This window comes from Diaphorobacter sp. J5-51 (assembly GCF_001023515.1).
In the GTDB taxonomy this organism is placed as follows: Bacteria; Pseudomonadota; Gammaproteobacteria; order Burkholderiales; family Burkholderiaceae_C; genus Diaphorobacter; species Diaphorobacter nitroreducens.
Map to the genome: position 1 here is coordinate 39,559 of NZ_JSYI01000015.1, position 16,729 is coordinate 56,287.

The 16,729-nt window shown below is 66.9% G+C and carries 16 protein-coding genes, 1 tRNA gene and 1 pseudogene; 9 read left to right on the forward strand and 9 right to left on the reverse strand.

Annotated features, from left to right (window positions below; all coding sequences use genetic code 11):
• Window positions 1–45: 45 nt before the first annotated feature.
• Window positions 46–984 carry a LysR family transcriptional regulator gene (locus tag OX89_RS01810; protein WP_047349345.1) on the reverse strand — a complete coding sequence of 313 codons (939 nt, stop codon included), beginning with the start codon at window positions 982–984 and terminating at the stop codon, window positions 46–48.
• 226 nt (window positions 985–1,210) lie between these two features.
• Here OX89_RS01810 and OX89_RS01815 point away from each other — a divergent pair, with 226 nt between their 5' ends.
• The 5 genes from OX89_RS01815 (at window position 1,211) to OX89_RS01835 (ending at window position 5,404) form a co-directional block, all read left to right on the forward strand.
• Window positions 1,211–3,412, forward strand: a complete 2,202-nt coding sequence (locus OX89_RS01815) for a malate synthase G (protein WP_047349346.1) — start codon at window positions 1,211–1,213, stop codon at window positions 3,410–3,412.
• Window positions 3,413–3,518: 106 nt separating this feature from the next.
• The gene (locus tag OX89_RS01820) at window positions 3,519–3,755 is read left to right on the forward strand and encodes a cysteine-rich CWC family protein (RefSeq protein WP_011803800.1); all 237 of its coding nucleotides are present in this window, start codon (window positions 3,519–3,521) and stop codon (window positions 3,753–3,755) included.
• Window positions 3,756–3,778: 23 nt separating this feature from the next.
• On the forward strand, window positions 3,779–3,967 hold the full coding sequence (locus OX89_RS01825) for a 4-oxalocrotonate tautomerase (protein ID WP_011803799.1): 189 nt from the start codon (window positions 3,779–3,781) through the stop codon (window positions 3,965–3,967).
• 33 nt (window positions 3,968–4,000) lie between these two features.
• Entirely contained in the window at window positions 4,001–4,768 is a 768-nt protein-coding gene (locus tag OX89_RS01830) for a class II glutamine amidotransferase (RefSeq protein WP_011803798.1), read from the forward strand.
• Between the two features lie 126 nt (window positions 4,769–4,894).
• The gene (locus OX89_RS01835; protein WP_047349347.1) at window positions 4,895–5,404 is read left to right on the forward strand and encodes a DUF4142 domain-containing protein; all 510 of its coding nucleotides are present in this window, start codon (window positions 4,895–4,897) and stop codon (window positions 5,402–5,404) included.
• Window positions 5,405–5,577: 173 nt separating this feature from the next.
• Here OX89_RS01835 and OX89_RS01840 read toward each other — a convergent pair.
• From OX89_RS01840 to OX89_RS01860, 5 genes and pseudogenes are all read right to left on the reverse strand, one after another.
• Window positions 5,578–5,787, reverse strand: a pseudogene (locus OX89_RS01840) (alcohol dehydrogenase catalytic domain-containing protein); the annotation flags it as partial.
• Window positions 5,788–5,850: 63 nt separating this feature from the next.
• Window positions 5,851–6,312 carry a hypothetical protein gene (locus tag OX89_RS01845; RefSeq protein WP_047349348.1) on the reverse strand — a complete coding sequence of 154 codons (462 nt, stop codon included), beginning with the start codon at window positions 6,310–6,312 and terminating at the stop codon, window positions 5,851–5,853.
• Between the two features lie 212 nt (window positions 6,313–6,524).
• The gene (locus tag OX89_RS01850) at window positions 6,525–6,854 is read right to left on the reverse strand and encodes a KGG domain-containing protein (RefSeq protein ID WP_047349374.1); all 330 of its coding nucleotides are present in this window, start codon (window positions 6,852–6,854) and stop codon (window positions 6,525–6,527) included.
• A gap of 168 nt (window positions 6,855–7,022) precedes the next feature.
• A tRNA-Arg gene (locus tag OX89_RS01855) sits at window positions 7,023–7,098 on the reverse strand.
• 54 nt (window positions 7,099–7,152) lie between these two features.
• Complete coding sequence (locus OX89_RS01860) at window positions 7,153–7,773, reverse strand: TetR family transcriptional regulator (RefSeq protein ID WP_012655391.1); 621 nt, start codon at window positions 7,771–7,773, stop codon at window positions 7,153–7,155.
• A 171-nt stretch (window positions 7,774–7,944) separates the two neighbouring features.
• On the opposite strand from OX89_RS01860, the gene OX89_RS01865 reads away from it, so the two are divergent.
• From OX89_RS01865 to OX89_RS01880, 4 genes are all read left to right on the forward strand, one after another.
• Window positions 7,945–9,219, forward strand: a complete 1,275-nt coding sequence (locus OX89_RS01865) for an efflux RND transporter periplasmic adaptor subunit (RefSeq protein ID WP_047349349.1) — start codon at window positions 7,945–7,947, stop codon at window positions 9,217–9,219.
• Between the two features lie 18 nt (window positions 9,220–9,237).
• Window positions 9,238–12,393 (forward strand): efflux RND transporter permease subunit, encoded by a 3,156-nt coding sequence (locus tag OX89_RS01870; protein ID WP_047349350.1) that lies wholly within the window; start codon window positions 9,238–9,240, stop codon window positions 12,391–12,393.
• Window positions 12,394–12,417: 24 nt separating this feature from the next.
• Window positions 12,418–13,860, forward strand: a complete 1,443-nt coding sequence (locus OX89_RS01875; RefSeq protein WP_047349351.1) for an efflux transporter outer membrane subunit — start codon at window positions 12,418–12,420, stop codon at window positions 13,858–13,860.
• A gap of 120 nt (window positions 13,861–13,980) precedes the next feature.
• Entirely contained in the window at window positions 13,981–14,520 is a 540-nt protein-coding gene (locus OX89_RS01880) for a cytochrome c5 family protein (protein WP_012655387.1), read from the forward strand.
• 76 nt (window positions 14,521–14,596) lie between these two features.
• Here OX89_RS01880 and OX89_RS01885 read toward each other — a convergent pair whose 3' ends face one another.
• From OX89_RS01885 to OX89_RS01895, 3 genes are all read right to left on the reverse strand, one after another.
• Window positions 14,597–15,136, reverse strand: a complete 540-nt coding sequence (locus OX89_RS01885) for a DUF2946 family protein (protein WP_047349352.1) — start codon at window positions 15,134–15,136, stop codon at window positions 14,597–14,599.
• Window positions 15,137–15,176: 40 nt separating this feature from the next.
• Window positions 15,177–16,181, reverse strand: a complete 1,005-nt coding sequence (locus OX89_RS01890; protein WP_047349353.1) for a YheT family hydrolase — start codon at window positions 16,179–16,181, stop codon at window positions 15,177–15,179.
• Between the two features lie 72 nt (window positions 16,182–16,253).
• Window positions 16,254–16,703: a nuclear transport factor 2 family protein gene (locus OX89_RS01895; RefSeq protein ID WP_011803781.1), complete on the reverse strand. Its 450-nt coding sequence runs from the start codon at window positions 16,701–16,703 to the stop codon at window positions 16,254–16,256.
• Window positions 16,704–16,729: the final 26 nt, after the last annotated feature.

Genomic DNA, 16,729 nt, shown 5'->3' on the forward strand with positions numbered 1-16,729 from the left:
GGGCCGGGCGGGAGGAATGCCGCGGCATTGTGCCCCGCGTTCATGTCAGACAGAGGCGGGCCGTGCCCAGAATTCGGGCTGCGCGTAATGGTGCTTCAGGTACTCGATCCACAGCCGCACGCGCAGCGGCAGGTGCTTGCGCTGGGGAAAGACGACATAGATGCCGTTGGGCGGCGCGGCGAACTCCTCCAGCACCGCCACCAGGCGGCCGGCCGCGATCTCGGACTCTACCTCCCAGGTGCTGCGCCAGGCGATGCCCCAGCCGCCCAGGCACCAGTCGTGCAGTACCTGGCCGTCGGAGCAATCGAGGGGCCCGCCGGGCTTGAAGTGCACGACCTCGGTGGCGCCGCCACCGCCGGCCACCGGCACGCGAAACGCCCAGCCGCGCGTCTGCGAGGCATCGCTGGAGAGGGTCAGGCAGTCGTGCTGGGCCAACTCGCCCGGGTGGGTGGGTGTGCCGCGCCGCTGCAGGTACTGGGGCGTGGCCACGCACAGGCGACGGTTGTCCGCCATGCGCACGCTGACCAGGGACGAGTCGGGCAGGTCGCCCACGCGCACGGCGCAGTCGTAGCCCTCGCCCGCCAGGTCCACCACGCGGTCGCTCAGGTTCAGCGAGAGGGTCACCTCGGGGTGCAGGTCATGAAAGCGCGGCACCAGGGGCGCCACATGGCGCCGGCCAAAGCCCGCGGGCGCAGTGACGCGCAGATGCCCCGTGGCCTTCACGCCGCCGGCGGATACGCTGGCCTCGGCGTTGGCCACATCGGACAGCAGGCGCTGGCAGTCCTCCAGGAAGGCGCTGCCCTCGTGCGTGAGCGCGATGCGCCGCGTGGTGCGCACCAGCAGCTTCACGCCCAGGTGCTCCTCCAGCGCGTCCAGGCGCCGCCCCATGATGGCCGGGGCCACGCCCTCGGCCTTGGCGGCGGCGGTGAGACTGCCCCGCGTGGCCACCGACACGAATGACTCGAACGCTTTGAGTTTGTCCATGAATACAAGCCAAATCAGGCTCCAAGCCTTATACAGCAAGCGCAAGCAGCTATCAATTTCATGAAAGCATGCACCGCACTCCCCATGCGGAGTGTGCCAACCTTTGCAAAAAAGTCATTGGTTAAGAGATATGTGCGCGATTTATTAATGGAAATATTTCCAATACAGTGGCATGCAAGGCTCCGCCATGGGCCACGGCTTTTCAATTACCGCTAGGGGGTTTCTCATGACCGCACGTACCCACGTCCACGGCCTGCAGGTGGCCAACGAACTGCACGCCTTCATCAACGAGCAGGTGCTGCCGGGCACCGGCGTCGAGCCGGCCGCCTTCTGGAAGGGCTTCGATGCCCTCGTGGCCGACCTGGCGCCCAAAAACGCGGCCCTGCTGGCCGAACGCGACCGCCTGCAAAAGGAACTGGACACCTGGCACAAGGCCAACCCGGGCCCCATCCAGGACATGGCAGGCTACCGCGCCTTCCTGAGCCAGATCGGCTACCTGGTCGAGCCCCCCAAGGGCGCGCAGGCCACCACCACCAACGTGGATGCCGAGCTGGCCATCCAGGCCGGCCCGCAGCTGGTGGTGCCCATCCTGAACGCACGCTACGCCCTGAACGCCGCCAACGCGCGCTGGGGCTCGCTGTATGACGCGCTGTACGGCACCGACGTGATCGGCGAAGAAGGCGGCGCAGAAAAGGGCAAGGGCTACAACCCCGTGCGCGGCGCCAAGGTCATCGCATTCGCACGCGACTTCCTGGACCAGGCGGCCCCGCTGGCCAGCGGCTCGCACAAGGACGCCACGGCCTACAAGGTCGAGGGCGGCACGCTGGCCGTCACGCTCCAGGGCGGTGCCACCACCGGCCTGAAGAACGCGGCCCAGTTCGTGGGCTACCAGGGCAATGCGGCCGAGCCATCGTCCGTGCTGCTGGTGAACAACGGCCTGCACATCGACATCCGTGTGGACCGCAACACCCCCATCGGCAAGGGCGACGCCGCCGGCGTGGCCGACGTGGTGGTGGAAGCTGCGCTGTCCACCATCCTGGACCTGGAAGACTCCGTGGCCGCCGTGGACGCCGAAGACAAGGTGCTGTGCTACAGCAACTGGCTGGGCATCCTCAAGGGCACGCTGACCGACACCTTCGACAAAGGCGGCAAGCAGGTCACGCGCGGCCTGAACCCCGACCGCGAATACACCGGCGCCGACGGCAAGCCCGTGAAGCTGCACGGCCGCTCGCTGATGTTCGTGCGCAACGTGGGCCATCTGATGACCAACCCCGCCATCCTGTGGGGTGCCGAGAGCAAGGAGATCCCCGAGGGCATCCTGGACGCCATGGTCACCACGGCCATCGCCATCCACGACCTCAAGGGTGGCGCGGGTGGCATCCGCAACAGCCGCACGGGCAGCGTCTACATCGTCAAGCCCAAGATGCACGGCCCGGCCGAAGTGGCATTTGCCAACGAACTGTTCGCCCGCGTGGAGCAGGTGCTGGGCCTGCCCGCCAACACCGTGAAGCTGGGCATCATGGACGAAGAGCGCCGCACCAGCGTGAACCTGAAGGCCTGCATTGCCGCCGCTCCGGCGCGCGTGGCCTTCATCAACACCGGCTTCCTGGACCGCACCGGCGACGAGATACACACCGCCATGCAGGCCGGCCCCATGATCCGCAAGGGCGACATGAAGAGCAGCGCCTGGATCCAGGCCTACGAGCGCAACAACGTGCTGGTGGGCCTGTCCATGGGCCTGTCCGGCCGCGCGCAGATCGGCAAGGGCATGTGGGCCGCGCCCGACCTGATGAAGGCCATGCTGGAGCAGAAAATTGCCCATCCCAAGGCCGGCGCCAACACCGCCTGGGTGCCCAACCCCACGGGCGCCACGCTGCACGCGCTGCACTACCACCAGGTCAACGTGGCCGCCGTGCAGGCCGAGCTGCTCAAGGTGGACGCCGACGCCGAGCGCGACAACCTGCTGACCGGCCTGCTCACCGTACCCGTGAGCAGCAACCCGCACTGGAGCGAGACCGAAAAGCAGCAGGAGCTGGACAACAACATCCAGGGCATCCTGGGCTACGTGGTGCGCTGGATCGACCAGGGCGTGGGCTGCTCCAAGGTGCCGGACATCAACGACATCGGCTTGATGGAAGACCGCGCCACGCTGCGCATCTCCAGCCAGCACGTGGCCAACTGGCTGCTGCACGGCGTGGTGACCGAAGGGCAGGTACGCGCCACGTTCGAGCGCATGGCCGCCAAGGTGGACCAGCAAAACAGCGGCGACCCGCTGTACCAGCGCATGCACGGCCGCTTTGCCGAGTCCATGGCCTACCAAGCCGCCTGCGACCTGGTGTTCAAGGGCGTAGAGCAGCCCAGCGGCTACACCGAGCCGCTGCTGCACGCCTGGCGCCAGAAGGTGAAGGCCGCGCAGAAGAAGGCTTGATTGCTATTCAAACAATAGCTGCTAGCGCTTGATGGACGGGCGCCAGGGGCCATTTTGACCACAACGGCACCCACGGGTGCCGTTGTGCTTTCGTACACTCTCCCCCATGCCCACCACCGCTCCCTCCACCACGCGCTGCCCGCTGTGCGGCCAATCCAACGGTTGCGCCGTGGCCGCCGGGTTGCCGGCGCAGCAATGCTGGTGCATGCACGAGAGCGTTTCGCGCGACGCACTGGCGCGCCTGCCCGCCGAGGCGCGCGGCCGCGCGTGCATCTGCCCGCTGTGTGCACGCGAAGAGCCCGCTGCGCCGCAGGCCCCGGCACCCGTCGTTCCCAACCCCTGAACCCCAACCGGAATCCCACCACCATGCCCACGTACCACATCGAGATGATGGAAGGCCGCACCGTCGAGCAAAAGCGCAAGCTGGTCGAGGAGATCACGCGCGTGTCCGTCGAAATCCTGGGAGGCTCCCCCGAGTCGGTGGACATCCTGATCACGGACGTGAAGCGCGAGAACTGGGCCACGGGCGGCAAGCTCTGGCTGGACCGGCAGTAAGCCGCCCTCCAACGCACCACAGGCCGATCGCCCATGTGCCAGCTCCTTGGCATGAATGCCAACACGCCCACCGACGTGACCTTCAGCTTCACGGGGTTTGCGCAACGCGCCGGCAACACGGCCGACCACACGGACGGCTGGGGCATCGCCTTCTTCGAGGGGCGCGGGCTGCGCCACTTCGTGGACCATGAGCGTGCCACCGATTCACCCGTGGCGGAGCTGATCCGCCGCTACCCCATCAAGAGCCGCAACGTCATCGCCCACATCCGCAAGGCGACCCAGGGCGTGGTGAGCCTGGAAAACTGCCACCCCTTCGTGCGCGAGCTGTGGGGGCGCTACTGGGTGTTTGCGCACAACGGCGACCTCAAGGACTTCCGTCCGCGCCTGCACGCGCACTTCCACCCGGTCGGCACCACCGACAGCGAGCATGTGTTCTGCTGGCTGATGCAAGAGCTGAGCAAGTCCCACGCCGGCATGCCGAGCATCGAGGAGCTGACGCTGACGCTGCGCGAGCTGGCGGCGCGCATTGCGCCCCACGGCACCTTCAACTTCCTGCTGTCCAACGGGCAGGCGCTGTGGGCGCACGCGTCCACCCACCTGTACTACATCGAACGCCGCCACCCGTTCTCCCAAGCCCAGCTGTGCGATGAAGACCTGCGCGTGGACTTTTCCGCCCACACCACGCCCAACGACAAGGTGGCCGTGGTCGTCACGGCGCCGCTGACCTCCAACGAGCAATGGACCGCCTTCCAGTCGGGGGAGATGCGGGTGTTCGTGGACGGCCAGTGCCAGGCCGCCTGAGCGGCCCGGCCGGCGCAGCCGCCTTGCAGTGGCGGTAGGAGACGGCTGACCCACCCCTCCTGCACGGGCCGACAGCCCCTTCGCAGGGCCGTTCCGATACTGGCCCTTTTTTCTAGGGGGACAGCTATGCCAAAGATCTGCACCGCCAGGCTGGTGACCGCAGCCTGCGGACTGGTGCTCGCCGCAGCGGCCCATGCCGATGCCAGCACGAAAGACCGCGAATTCCTGACGCAGGCCGCCGCCGGCGGGCTCTACGAGGTCCAGGCCGGCAAGCTTGCACAGAACCGCGCTACGGCCAACGAAGTGAAATCGTTTGGCGCGATGCTGGTGAAGGACCACACCGCCGCCAACGACGAACTCCGGGCCTTGGCAGCGCGCAAGGGCGTCGCGCTGCCCACCACCCTCCCTGGCGACAGGCAAAAGCAGCTGGACCAGATCGCCAAGGCCCAGAACTTCGACCAGGAATTCCTCTCGCAGGTGGGCCTTAACGACCACCGCAAAGATATCGCGCTGTTCGAGGCGGCCGGCAAAGACGCAGACGATCCGGAGATCCAGAGCTTCGCCCTCAAGGCGCTGCCGAAACTCAAAGCGCACAAGGACCACGCCGAAGACCTGGCGGTTTCCCTCAAGCGATGAAGGCACGGCCCACGGGTGGCCGCATCGCCACCCGCAGGAGGGAGGCGTTGACTTACTCCGACGGCCCGGTGGCCTGCCAAACCTGGCCCAGCCTCACCGTGCGCCGGTAGCAGCACGAGCGGGTAGCAGCACGCTCTAGGGCGTCAACACCACCTTGCGGCACTCCTCTTCCTTCCCACATCTTCCACGATACCCATGAATTCATGGCCGAGGATGTCGCCATCCTTCATCCCAGGAATCTTTCCGCGGTAGATGTGCAGATCCGAGCCGCAGATGGCCGTGGCAGTGACGCGCAGCAGCACATCGTCCTGTGCGAGCAGCACGGGGTCGGGCACGTTTTCCACGCGCACGTCCTTGGCGCCTTGGTAGGTGAGAGCTTTCATGCGATCACTCCGTCAATGGCCGGTGACACCGGGCGCACGGCGCGCCGGGCTGTGCGCCGGGGTTCAGATTTCCATGCCTTCGGGTTCGCCGGCCTCGATCAATGCGCTGTTCAACAGCGTGACGTCCGTTGCCAATGCGTTGCGGCGACCATCGCCGCCGATGCGGAAATGGGCCATGGGACTGTTGACGAACTGGAGCGCGGAGCCAAAGCAGGGGGAAGGCAGGATCAGCGTTCCCACCGCCGCGTTGTCGACCAGTTGGAACGTCGGCAGCATGACGCGGTTGGACTCGGAAAACCCGATCTTCAGAAACGTGCGGAAGGACCCGGCGCGCATCCCCGTCAGCTCGATGAAGCCGGTGGCCATGGGCACGGTGAAGCCCTCCGCGCTAAAGGTGTCGATACCGGCAAGCAAGGCCGCCCGCACATGCTTGACCTTCGTGACGACGTAACTGTCCCAATCCGGTTGAAAGGTCTGGGCTTTTTGCAGATTCGTTCCCCAGGGATGGGGAGTTGATGTGGTCATGGGTAGTCCTATGGGAGCGGACCAGATGCGGTATCCACCAGAGTTCGATCACGTTTGAAACGTCTCATCCTGCGGACATGCCCTCGTACGGGATGTAGGAGCACGCTTATATGGCTGACAGCTTGGGGCTCAAGCGCGCGTGCCGACCCGCGCGGGACACCGGCTGGATCGAAGGCCCTGCCTACTGCGGGCCTCCGGTCCCGTGCCAGACGTCAACGGTCGTTCTTGTGGCTCTGGCTGCCGGCGTGTGCCTGCTGCTGGCCGCTGCCGCCCCGGGTATTGCCCGAGCCGGAAAAGGCGTTGTTGCCCCCACCGCCATGGCTCTTGGCCCCCGCAGCGCGGGCTTCCTGCGATGTGAACTCGTGGGCGTTGCCCGAAGCGTGCGCTGCACGCCCCCCCTCTGCGGCGATCTCGCGCTGGCGGTCGGGGTCCATCGAGGCAAATCCGCGCCCCGAGCCCGACTGCCCTTGGTTATTGTCCCGGCTCCCCTGGCTCTGATTGCGGTTGCCTTGGTTCTGGTTGCCCTGATTGGTGTTTGCCATTTCCATCTCCGGTAAGTTGAACAAGTCACACGGAAACTGCCGTGTGAAGTTCACTGTCGGGGGACTGCAAAGGGCCAACCGTAGGCTAGGGACTACCCGTCCGTAGGCGCGGCTTGACGAATGGACGGTGGGAACAAAAAAGCCCTTGGGAACAAGGGCTGGGGAATGTGGCGCGGCTGGCGGGGATCGAACCCACGACCCTTGGCTTCGGAGGCCAATACTCTATCCACTGAGCTACAGCCGCTGGGAAAGTCCGCCCGATGGCGAACAAGCGGCGGATTATCGCACGTGGCTGTGGCTACAGACGAAAACCCAACCCCCGCAGATAGGCGTCGATGGCGCCTCGGCTGACGGTCACCAGATCGAAGCGTCCATGGGTCAGCAGCCAGGACTGCAGCAGGCCATCGAACAGTGCCTGTACACCCATCGCGGCGGTGTGTGGCTCCATCGGCAATTGCAGGTTCTGGTCTTCTGCCGCCGAACGCAATTCACCCTCGATCAGCGCGCAAAAATCTGCACAGCCTTCGATATGGTTGTCGCGCACCGCCGCGAGGTCGTTGACGTATTCGACCCGGTACAACGCGATCTCGAACACCCGGCGCGTGCGCTCGTCCTGGACGATGGTGCGCTGGACGAAATCCACCATGGAACGCAGCCGCTCCAAAGGGGGCAGAGTGGCCATGCTGGCGCTCTTGCTGCCCACCTGCTCCAGCGGGTGGGTCACCCGGTCCATCATGGCATTGAACAAGGCCACTTTGTCCTTGAAATGCCAGTAGATCGCGCCGCGCGTGGCGCCCGCAGCCTGGGCAATGTCGCTCAGCGAGGCGCGCGACACGCCTTTTTCGTAGAACACACGCTCGGCAGCATCCAAAAGGCTGTTGCGCGTAGCATCTGCATCTTCCTTGGTACGTCGTGCCATGGATGGGAACCTCCAAAACGTGGATACGGCAACGGCCGCGCTTTCCACGTAATTATACATTCATGGATGTATGTATAATCATTCCCCTTTGCGCGTCTGTCATTCACCCGTGTCAGCATCACCCGCCGGTCTCAAACAACATCTAACGCATACCGCCGTCAAAGGATTTCCATGCCTCGCCTGAACAACGCAACAGCCCGTGCTATCCGCCCCTTCCAGCGCACCCCTGTCCCCGCAGCCCTCGCGGTTGCGCTGGCAACGGCCCTCGCGCTCGGCGCCTGCGGCCAGAAAAGCGACTCCCCCGCCGCGGGCGCATCACCCCGCGCACCGGAGGTGGGCGTGGTCACCGTGCAGCCGGGTGACATCGGGCTGGTCACCGAATTGCCCGGCCGGCTGGAAGCCTCGCGCGTTGCCGAAGTGCGCGCTCGGGCCGCGGGCATTCTGCAAAAGCGCCTCTTCAGGGAAGGCAGCGATGTGAAGGCCGGCCAGCAACTGTTCCTGATCGACAGCGCGCCCTACCAGGCCAGTGTGGCCCAGGCCGAAGCCAGCGTCGCCCAGGCCGAGGCGAGCCTGGCGCAAAGCCGTGCGCTGGCCGAGCGCTATCGCCCGCTGGTGGCCGTCAACGCCATCAGCAAGCAGGAATACGACAATGCGGTCGCCGCGCAGAAAACCGCCGAAGCCAATGTTGCCGCCGCCAAGGCCGCGCTGACCACGTCGCGCATCAACCTGGGCTATGCGACGGTCACCGCTCCGATTTCGGGCCGCATTGGCCGCGCCCTCGTCACAGAAGGCGCGCTGGTGGGCCAGGGCACACCCACCGAACTGGCGGTGATCCAGCAGATCGACCCGCTGTATATCAACTTCACGCAGTCCGCCTCGGAGGCCCTCAAACTGAAGGCCGCCATGGCCAGCGGCAAGTACAAGCAGTCCGGTGCCAATGCGGCCAACGTGCGCGTGGTGCTGGAAGACGGCAGCGTGTATCCGCAGACCGGCCGCCTGCTGTTCACCGACCTCACCGTGGACGCCACCAGCGGCCAGGTGACCCTGCGTGCCGAAGTCCCCAACCCCGAGCGCGCCCTGCTGCCCGGCCTGTACGTGCGCGTGCGTCTGGAACAGGCCCAGGTGGACAACGGCATCCTGCTGCCCCAGCAGGCCGTCACCCGCTCCGGCAAGGCCGACACGGTGATGGTGGTGGGCCCCGACAACCACGTCACACCGCGCGTGGTCAAGCTCGGCCCGGCCCAGGGTTCCAACTGGGTGGTGCTCGACGGCCTGAAGTCGGGCGAACAGGTCATGGTGGACGGCTTCCAGAAGCTGCCCCGCGGCAAGCCGGGCGACCCGATCGTCGTCCAACCCGTGCCGTGGCAACCGCAAGGTGCCGCCAAGGCCCCAGCGGCGCCAGCGTCCGCCGCCAGCCAGCCCGCCGCAACGCCGGCCCAACAATAAGAACCAGGAGCGCGGCACATGGCCAAGTTCTTCATCGAGCGCCCCATCTTCGCGTGGGTGATCGCAATTTTCATCATGGTGATCGGCGCTGTCTCGATCACCCAGCTGCCCGTGGCACAGTACCCCACCGTGGCTCCCCCCACCATCCAGGTGACCGTGGCCTACCCCGGCGCAACGGCGCAGACACTGGAAGACAACGTGCTGTCCGTCATCGAGCGCGAGATGAACGGCGCCACCGGCCTGGCCTACATGGAGACCACCAGCCAGGCCAACGGCACCGGCACCATCGTGCTGAGCTTCGAGCCCGGCACCAACGACGACCTGGCCCAGGTGGATGTGCAAAACCGCCTGTCGCGGGCCACGCCGCGCCTGCCGGCGGCCGTCACCCAGCAAGGCGTGCGCGTCGAGAAATCGCGATCCAACTTTCTGCTGTTTTCCATCCTCACGTCCGACAACCCGGACATAAACATCGACGCGCTCAACGACTACGCTGCCCGCAACGTGGTGCCCGAACTCCAGCGCCTGCCTGGCGTGGGCGGCGTGACGCAGTTCGGCTCCGAGCGCGCCATGCGCATCTGGATCGACCCGGCCAAGCTCAAGGGTTTCAACCTGTCGCTGGATCAGGTCAATGCCTCCATCCGCGCGCAAAACGTGCAGGTGTCCGCCGGCAACCTGGGCGAGCTGCCCAGCCCAGCGGGCCAGACCATATCGGCCACCATTGTCGTGAAGGGCCAGCTGTCCACACCCGAAGAGTTTGGCAACGTCATCCTGCGCGCCAACACCGACGGCTCCACCGTGCGCCTGAAAGACGTGGCGCGTATCGAGCTGGGCGCGCAGACCTACAACTTCAGCGGCCGGCTCAATGGCTCGCCCTCGGTGGGCATGGGCGTGCAGCTCACCTCCAGCGCCAATGCGCTGGCCACTGCCGACGCCGTCAAGTCCAAGCTGGCCGAGCTTCAAAGGTACTTCCCGCAGGGCGTGGCCTACACCATCCCCTACGACACCTCCACCTTCATCTCGGTGTCCATCGAAAAAGTGGTCTATACCCTGCTTGAAGCGATCGGACTGGTGTTTCTGGTGATGTTCCTGTTCCTGCAGAACTTCCGTTACACCATCATCCCCACCATCGTGGTGCCGGTGGCCTTGCTGGGCACCTTTGGCGCACTGCTGGCCATGGGGTTCTCGATCAACGTGCTGACCATGTTCGGCATGGTGCTGGTGATCGGCATCGTGGTGGACGACGCCATCGTGGTCGTGGAAAACGTCGAGCGCATCATGGCTGAAGAAGGCCTGCCACCGCTGCAAGCCACGCGCAAGGCCATGGGCCAGATCTCCAGCGCCGTGATCGGGATGACCGTGGTGCTGGTGTCCGTGTTCGTGCCGCTGGCCTTCTTTGCAGGCTCGACGGGCAACATTTACCGCCAGTTCGCGGTCACCATGGCCACGTCCATCGCATTTTCGGCCTTCCTGGCGTTGTCGCTCACCCCCGCGCTGTGCGCCACCCTGCTCAAGCCCGTGACCGAGGGACACCACGACAAAACAGGCTTCTTTGGCTGGTTCAACCGGTCCTTCAAGCACGCCACGCACAGCTACGAGTCCTTTCTGGCCAGGCTCGTGCGCCGCAGCGGCCGCATGATGATCATCTACGCCGTGCTGCTGGGCGCGGTGGCGGTGGTGTACATGCGTCTGCCGACCTCGTTCCTGCCCAATGAAGACCAGGGCTTTCTGATCTCCAACGTGCAACTGCCCCCTGGCGCCTCGCAAGAGCGCACCCGTGCAGCATTGACCAAGGTGGAAGAGTTCATGCTCAAACAGCCTGAAGTGCGCGACATCGTCACCGTTTCGGGCTTTTCGTTCTCGGGTCAGGGGCAAAACGCCGGCCTGGCCTTCATCACCCTCAAGGACTGGAGCGAGCGCCCCGGTCCCGACCAGACCGCGCAGGCCGTGGCCGGTCGCGCCATGGGCGCGCTGGGCGGCTTTCGCGATGCGTTCATCTTCACGCTCAGCCCGCCACCCATCCCCGAACTGGGCTCGGCGTCCGGCTTCACCTTCCGCCTGCAAGACCGCGGCAGCAAGGGTCACGATGCGCTACTGGCGGCACGCAATCAGCTGCTGGGCATGGCCTCGCAAAGCAAGGTGCTCGCCGCCGTGCGCCCCGACGGCATGGAGGACGCGCCACAGATGCAGATTGACATCGACCGCGACAAGGCCAACGCCCTGGGCGTGTCCTACGACCGCATCGCCAGCGCGCTGGCGACGGCGCTGGGCTCCACATACGTGAACGACTTCCCCAACCAGGGCCGCCTGCAACGGGTAGTGGTGCAGGCCGACGGGTTTGCGCGCATGCAGCCCGAGTCGGTGCTCGACATCCCTATCCTCAACGACAAGGGCCAGGTGCTACCCCTGTCCACGTTTGCGTCCACGCGCTGGATCACCGGCGCCATGCAGACCGTGCGCTACAACGGCTATCCGTCGATGAAGATCGCCGGTGACGCCGCCCCGGGCTACAGCACGGGCGACGCCATGGCAGAGATGGAGCGCCTTGCCTCCCAGCTACCCGAAGGCTTTGGCTTTGAGTGGACCGGCCAGTCCCGCGAGGAAAAACTTGCCGGCTCGCAAGCCCTCGTGCTGTATGCGTTCGCGCTGCTGGCGGTGTTTTTGTGCCTGGCGGCGCTGTACGAGAGCTGGTCCATTCCGTTCTCGGTGATGCTGGTCGTACCGCTGGGCGTGCTGGGCGTGGTGCTGGGCGTGCTGCTGCGCGGCATGGCCAACGACGTGTACTTCCAGATCGGTCTGGTGACCATCATTGGTCTGTCGGCCAAGAACGCCATCCTGATCGTCGAATTTGCCAAGGACCTGCAGGCCCAGGGCAAGAACATCATCGAGGCCGCGCTGGAAGCCGCCCACCTGCGCTTTCGCCCCATCGTCATGACCTCGCTGGCGTTCACGCTGGGCGTCGTGCCGCTGTATCTGGCCTCCGGCGCGAGCTCGGCCAGCCAGCGCGCCATCGGCACCGGTGTGGTCGGCGGCATGATCACCGGTACCGTCCTCGCCGTGGTTTTCGTGCCCGTGTTCTTTGTGGTGGTGCGCAGCCTGTTCCGGGGCAGCGAGCGACAGCACGATCACGACGCCAAACTGGCCCAGCAGCACAGCAGCAGCGGCACAGAAGCCTGAAGCCCCCCGCCGGAGCAAGACACCATGCACAAGCACAACCTGCACAGCACGCGCCCGGCGCGTGCCCTGTCCACCCTGACGGCAGCGGTACTGCTGGCCGGATGCAGCTTCATCCCGCACTACGAGCGGCCCGCGGCGCCAGTGCCGCCAACCTACCCGCTGGCAAGTGCCAGCGCTGCAGCCCCCCAGAGCGCCGCCAGCATCGACTGGAAGGAATACTTCACCGACCCCCGCCTGCAGCGGCTGATCGGCATGGCCCTGGGCAACAACCGCGACCTGCGCGTGGCCATGCTCAATGTCGAGCAGGCGCGCGCGCAATTCCAGATCCAGCGCGCCAACCAGTTCCCCACGGTCAACGCCATCGCCAGCGGCACGCGCCAACCCAGCGCGACCACGGGCAGCTACGCCAATCAGTTCCAGGTGGGTTTGGGCATCTCGGCCTGGGAGATCGACTTCTTCGGGCGCGTGGCGGCCCTCAAGGAGCAGGCCCTGGCCCAGTACCTGGCCACGGACGAGGCGCGCAAGTCGGCGCAGATCAGCCTGGTGGCGGCCGTGGCCTCGGGCTGGCTCACACTGATGGCCGACGAGGAGCTGCTCGACATCTCGCGTCGCACGCTGGAAACGCGCGATGAGTCGGTCAAGCTCACACGCCTGCGCCTGGAGAACGGCGTGAGCTCCGAGCTCGACAACCGCCAGGCCGAGAGCCTGGCCCAGGCCGCACGCGCCACCTATGCGCAGCAGCAGCGCCAGCGCATGCTCGATGAAAACGCGCTGGTCCTGCTACTGGGCCAGCCGCTGCCCGACGACATCCGTGCCAGCCTGCCCTCCTCGCGCCTGGCCGACGCCACGCCCATGCAGGCGCTGCCCGCGGGCCTGCCTTCCGACCTGCTGGTGCGCCGCCCGGACGTGCGCATGGCCGAGCAGCAGTTGATCGGCGCCAACGCCAACATCGGCGCGGCGCGCGCGGCGTTTTTCCCGCGCATCTCGCTCACCGCCCAGTTCGGCACCGTGAGCGATGAGCTGTCGGGGCTGTTCAAGAGCGGCTCGTGGGCGTTCTCTCTGGCGCCGCAACTGGCCCTGCCGATCTTCGATGCCGGCCGCAACCAGGCGGGGTTGGAGTCCGCGCGCGCGGGCCGCGAAATCGCCGTGGCCCAGTACGAGAAGTCCATCCAGACCGCGTTCCGCGAGGTGTCCGACGCCCTGGCCGGCCAGGCCACGCTGCAGGAGCAGGTCGACGCCCAGCGTGCCCAGGCGCAGGCGGATGCCAAACGCTTCGAGCTGTCGGACCTGCGCTATCGCAACGGCGTGGCCAGCTACCTGGACCTGCTGGATGCGCAGCGCTCGCTGTTCGCCACCCAGCAGTCGCTGGTGGTGACACGCCTGCAGCAACTGCAGAACCAGGTGACGCTCTACAAGGTGCTGGGCGGCGGCTGGACCGCTCCCGCCGAAGAGACCCCACGCTCCTGACATAGGTCACGACGCGCGCCTGCCCGTTTTTTCCCCAACGGGCGGGCGTGGAGCGCGCTCCTATAATCGAAAAGTCTTTTCCCTTCAGCCCCCAGTACAACAGAATCACCAGAGGATCCCATGAGCGACACCCACGACGAAGCGCATACCGGACCGATCAAGAACCCCAAGCAACTCCTGGTCACCGTCATTTTTGCGTTTGTGCTCCCGGTGTTCGCCATCATCGGCCTGGTGCTGTTCGTCACGGCCGACAAGAAGCCGGCGGCCGGCTCCGCCAACCCCGAACTGGCCGTGGCCCAGCGCATCCAGAAGATCGGCAACGTCGAGGTGCGCGACGCCAACCGCCCGCTGCGCACAGGCGAAGCCGTCTTCCAGGGGCAGTGTGCCGCCTGTCACGCCACCGGCGCCGCGGGCGCGCCCAAGCTGGGCGACGCCGCCGCCTGGGCGCCGCGCATTGCCACGGGCTTCGAAGCCCTGGTGCAATCGGCCCTCAAGGGCAAGGGCGCCATGGCACCGCAGGGTGGCGGCGACTTCGACGACACCGAGATCGCGCGCGGCGTGGCCTACATGGCCAATGCCGCCGGCGCCAAGTTCGAGGAGCCCAACCGTCCCGGCGCCGAAGGCGGCGCGGCCGCTGCGAGCGCACCTGCCTCCAACTAAGGCCCTTTTCGCCTCGTCACAAGCCGGCCGCGTGCCGGCTTGTTGGTTTCTGGCCGGGGGTTTTCTGCAGTGCGCGTTACGCCGGCAGTGGGCCCGCAACCGCCTGCGGGCTCGGCACAAAGCCGTAGGCACCGGGCAGGTCGGCCGCCAGCACCTCGCGTGGCGTCCAGCGGCCCTGATCGATCTGGCGCGCCAACGCCTCCACATCCAGGCTGTGCACCAGGCCCAGGCCGGCGGTGCAGGCCAGGTACACGCGGCCGGCCTCGTCCACCAGGCACTCATTCACCCGACCGGCCGGCCGGCCGGTGTGCGCCACGGGCTCGCCGTCGGCGCCCAGACGCCAAATCAGCGGTGTGGCCTCCAGTTCCACATAGACGCGCTGCGGTCCGTTCTGGAAGAACCAGCGGCCTTCACCATCCGCCTCATAGTTGCGGTGGATGAATTCGATCAGCTTGGCATGCTCCAGCCGCGTTCCGCGCGCCACGGCGAAGCCCCCCTGTAACTGCACGGCGTCATCGCGCAGGTACCAGTGGCCGCGCGCATCCAGCCCCAGCCAGCCGTAGCAGGCCGGCACGTTGGGCCATTTGGCGATGGCCTGCTTGACGATGTCATCCATGACAGCGATTGTGCGCCCTCGTCCGCGCCCCCGCAGGCATTCACCCCAGCGCCGCGTGGTCGGCCAGCCAGGCAGCCACGGCTTCGGGCAGGGCACGCACATGGCCGGGCCAGCCGCCCTGCGCAAAGCCGACGTGGCCGCCATGCGCCGGCTGCCAGAGCGTGACCGCGGGCGCCACCTCACCGTCGCACGGCAGGCTGGCGCCGGGCACGAAGGGATCGTTGCGCGCATTGACCAGCAGCGCCGGCACGCGCACCGCAGGCAGCAGCGGCTTGGCCGACGCGCGGCGCCAGTAGTCGTCCGCATCGCGAAAGCCGTGCAGCGGCGCGGTGAAGAGGTCGTCAAAAGCGTGCAGGTCGCGCGCGGCCAGCAGGGCCGCCCGGTCGAACAGGCCGGGGTACTGCGCCAGCTTGGCCAGCGCCTTGGGCACCATGGTGCGCAGGAACATGCGCGTGTACACCTGCCGGTTGAAGCCCCGCCCGATGGCGTGGCCGCCGGCCGCCAGGTCCAGCGGAGCGCACACGCTGGCGATGGCGTCCGCGCTGGCGAGCGCGCTGCCGCCCTGCTCGCCGGCCCAGCGCATCAGCGCATTGCCGCCCAGCGACACCCCCACGGCCAGCAGCGGCGCCCGCGCCCCACCGCCGGTCCGCTGCAACCCGGCCAGGCGCCGGAGGATCCAGTCGATCTCTTCATGGTCGCCCGAATGGTAGGCGCGCGGCGCGCGGTTGATCTCGCCGCTGCAGCCGCGAAAATGCGGCACGGCAAAACCCCAGCCGCGCTCGCGGGCCACGCCGGCGAAGGCCTGCGCATAGTGGCTGCGCGACGAGCCTTCCAGTCCATGGAACAGCACCAGCAGCGGCGCGGGGGCCGCGCCCGCCGCGGCACACGGCCACAGGAAGTCCACGTCCACGAAGTCGCCGTCGGGCGCCAGCCAGCGCTCGCGCACATAGGCCGGCGGCGGCCCCAGCGTGCGCCGCGCCCACAGCGCGGGCCAGATGGTCTGTGCATGGCCGCCGGGCAACCACCAAGGCGCTTCATATTTCATAGCTGGCAGCGCTTGCTGGTATTGTGCTAAAGGCCCATTTGATCCATAAACCAGCCTACCAAAGGCTTGGCATCAATGCAGCAGGTGCCCGGCGGGCGCAGCGCCCTCGGCCTCGTGCATGCCGGCGGCGCTGGCATGGTGCGCCACCAGGCGCCAGCCTTGCGGGGTCTTGTGGTAGACGTTGGTGGCCTGTACCACGGCCTCGCGCGGACCGTCGGGCAGCATCACACGCACATGTTCCAGCACGCTGTGCACGGCACTCGCCAGGGCCTGCACGCGCATCACCTGCGCGGGATGCACGTTGAGGCCGCCCTGCTGCAGCAAGGTGGCGAACGCCGCGCGGATGGCGGCGGGCCCCACGTGGCGCGCGGCGCCGGGGTGCACGCAGACGATGTCGTCCTCGTCGGCCCAGCAGGCCATCACGCGCTCCACGTCGCCGGCTTGCAGGGCGTCGTAGAACGCGGCTTCCAGATCGTCGGGGGAACCGGCCAGGGCGGCCGCGCGCAGCGGGGTTCGGGGCATGGCGAAGTGTCGGTGGTTGCAACCCA

What these genes read in the sequence shown, in the direction of transcription:
- OX89_RS01810 (WP_047349345.1), bottom strand. Translation starts at nt 984, where the DNA reads ATGGACAAACTCAAAGCGTTCGAGTCATTCGTGTCGGTGGCCACGCGG.
- OX89_RS01815 (WP_047349346.1), top strand. Translation starts at nt 1,211, where the DNA reads ATGACCGCACGTACCCACGTCCACGGCCTGCAGGTGGCCAACGAACTG.
- OX89_RS01820 (WP_011803800.1), top strand. Translation starts at nt 3,519, where the DNA reads ATGCCCACCACCGCTCCCTCCACCACGCGCTGCCCGCTGTGCGGCCAA.
- OX89_RS01825 (WP_011803799.1), top strand. Translation starts at nt 3,779, where the DNA reads ATGCCCACGTACCACATCGAGATGATGGAAGGCCGCACCGTCGAGCAA.
- OX89_RS01830 (WP_011803798.1), top strand. Translation starts at nt 4,001, where the DNA reads ATGTGCCAGCTCCTTGGCATGAATGCCAACACGCCCACCGACGTGACC.
- OX89_RS01835 (WP_047349347.1), top strand. Translation starts at nt 4,895, where the DNA reads ATGCCAAAGATCTGCACCGCCAGGCTGGTGACCGCAGCCTGCGGACTG.
- OX89_RS01845 (WP_047349348.1), bottom strand. Translation starts at nt 6,312, where the DNA reads ATGACCACATCAACTCCCCATCCCTGGGGAACGAATCTGCAAAAAGCC.
- OX89_RS01850 (WP_047349374.1), bottom strand. Translation starts at nt 6,854, where the DNA reads ATGGCAAACACCAATCAGGGCAACCAGAACCAAGGCAACCGCAATCAG.
- OX89_RS01860 (WP_012655391.1), bottom strand. Translation starts at nt 7,773, where the DNA reads ATGGCACGACGTACCAAGGAAGATGCAGATGCTACGCGCAACAGCCTT.
- OX89_RS01865 (WP_047349349.1), top strand. Translation starts at nt 7,945, where the DNA reads ATGCCTCGCCTGAACAACGCAACAGCCCGTGCTATCCGCCCCTTCCAG.
- OX89_RS01870 (WP_047349350.1), top strand. Translation starts at nt 9,238, where the DNA reads ATGGCCAAGTTCTTCATCGAGCGCCCCATCTTCGCGTGGGTGATCGCA.
- OX89_RS01875 (WP_047349351.1), top strand. Translation starts at nt 12,418, where the DNA reads ATGCACAAGCACAACCTGCACAGCACGCGCCCGGCGCGTGCCCTGTCC.
- OX89_RS01880 (WP_012655387.1), top strand. Translation starts at nt 13,981, where the DNA reads ATGAGCGACACCCACGACGAAGCGCATACCGGACCGATCAAGAACCCC.
- OX89_RS01885 (WP_047349352.1), bottom strand. Translation starts at nt 15,136, where the DNA reads ATGGATGACATCGTCAAGCAGGCCATCGCCAAATGGCCCAACGTGCCG.
- OX89_RS01890 (WP_047349353.1), bottom strand. Translation starts at nt 16,181, where the DNA reads ATGAAATATGAAGCGCCTTGGTGGTTGCCCGGCGGCCATGCACAGACC.
- OX89_RS01895 (WP_011803781.1), bottom strand. Translation starts at nt 16,703, where the DNA reads ATGCCCCGAACCCCGCTGCGCGCGGCCGCCCTGGCCGGTTCCCCCGAC.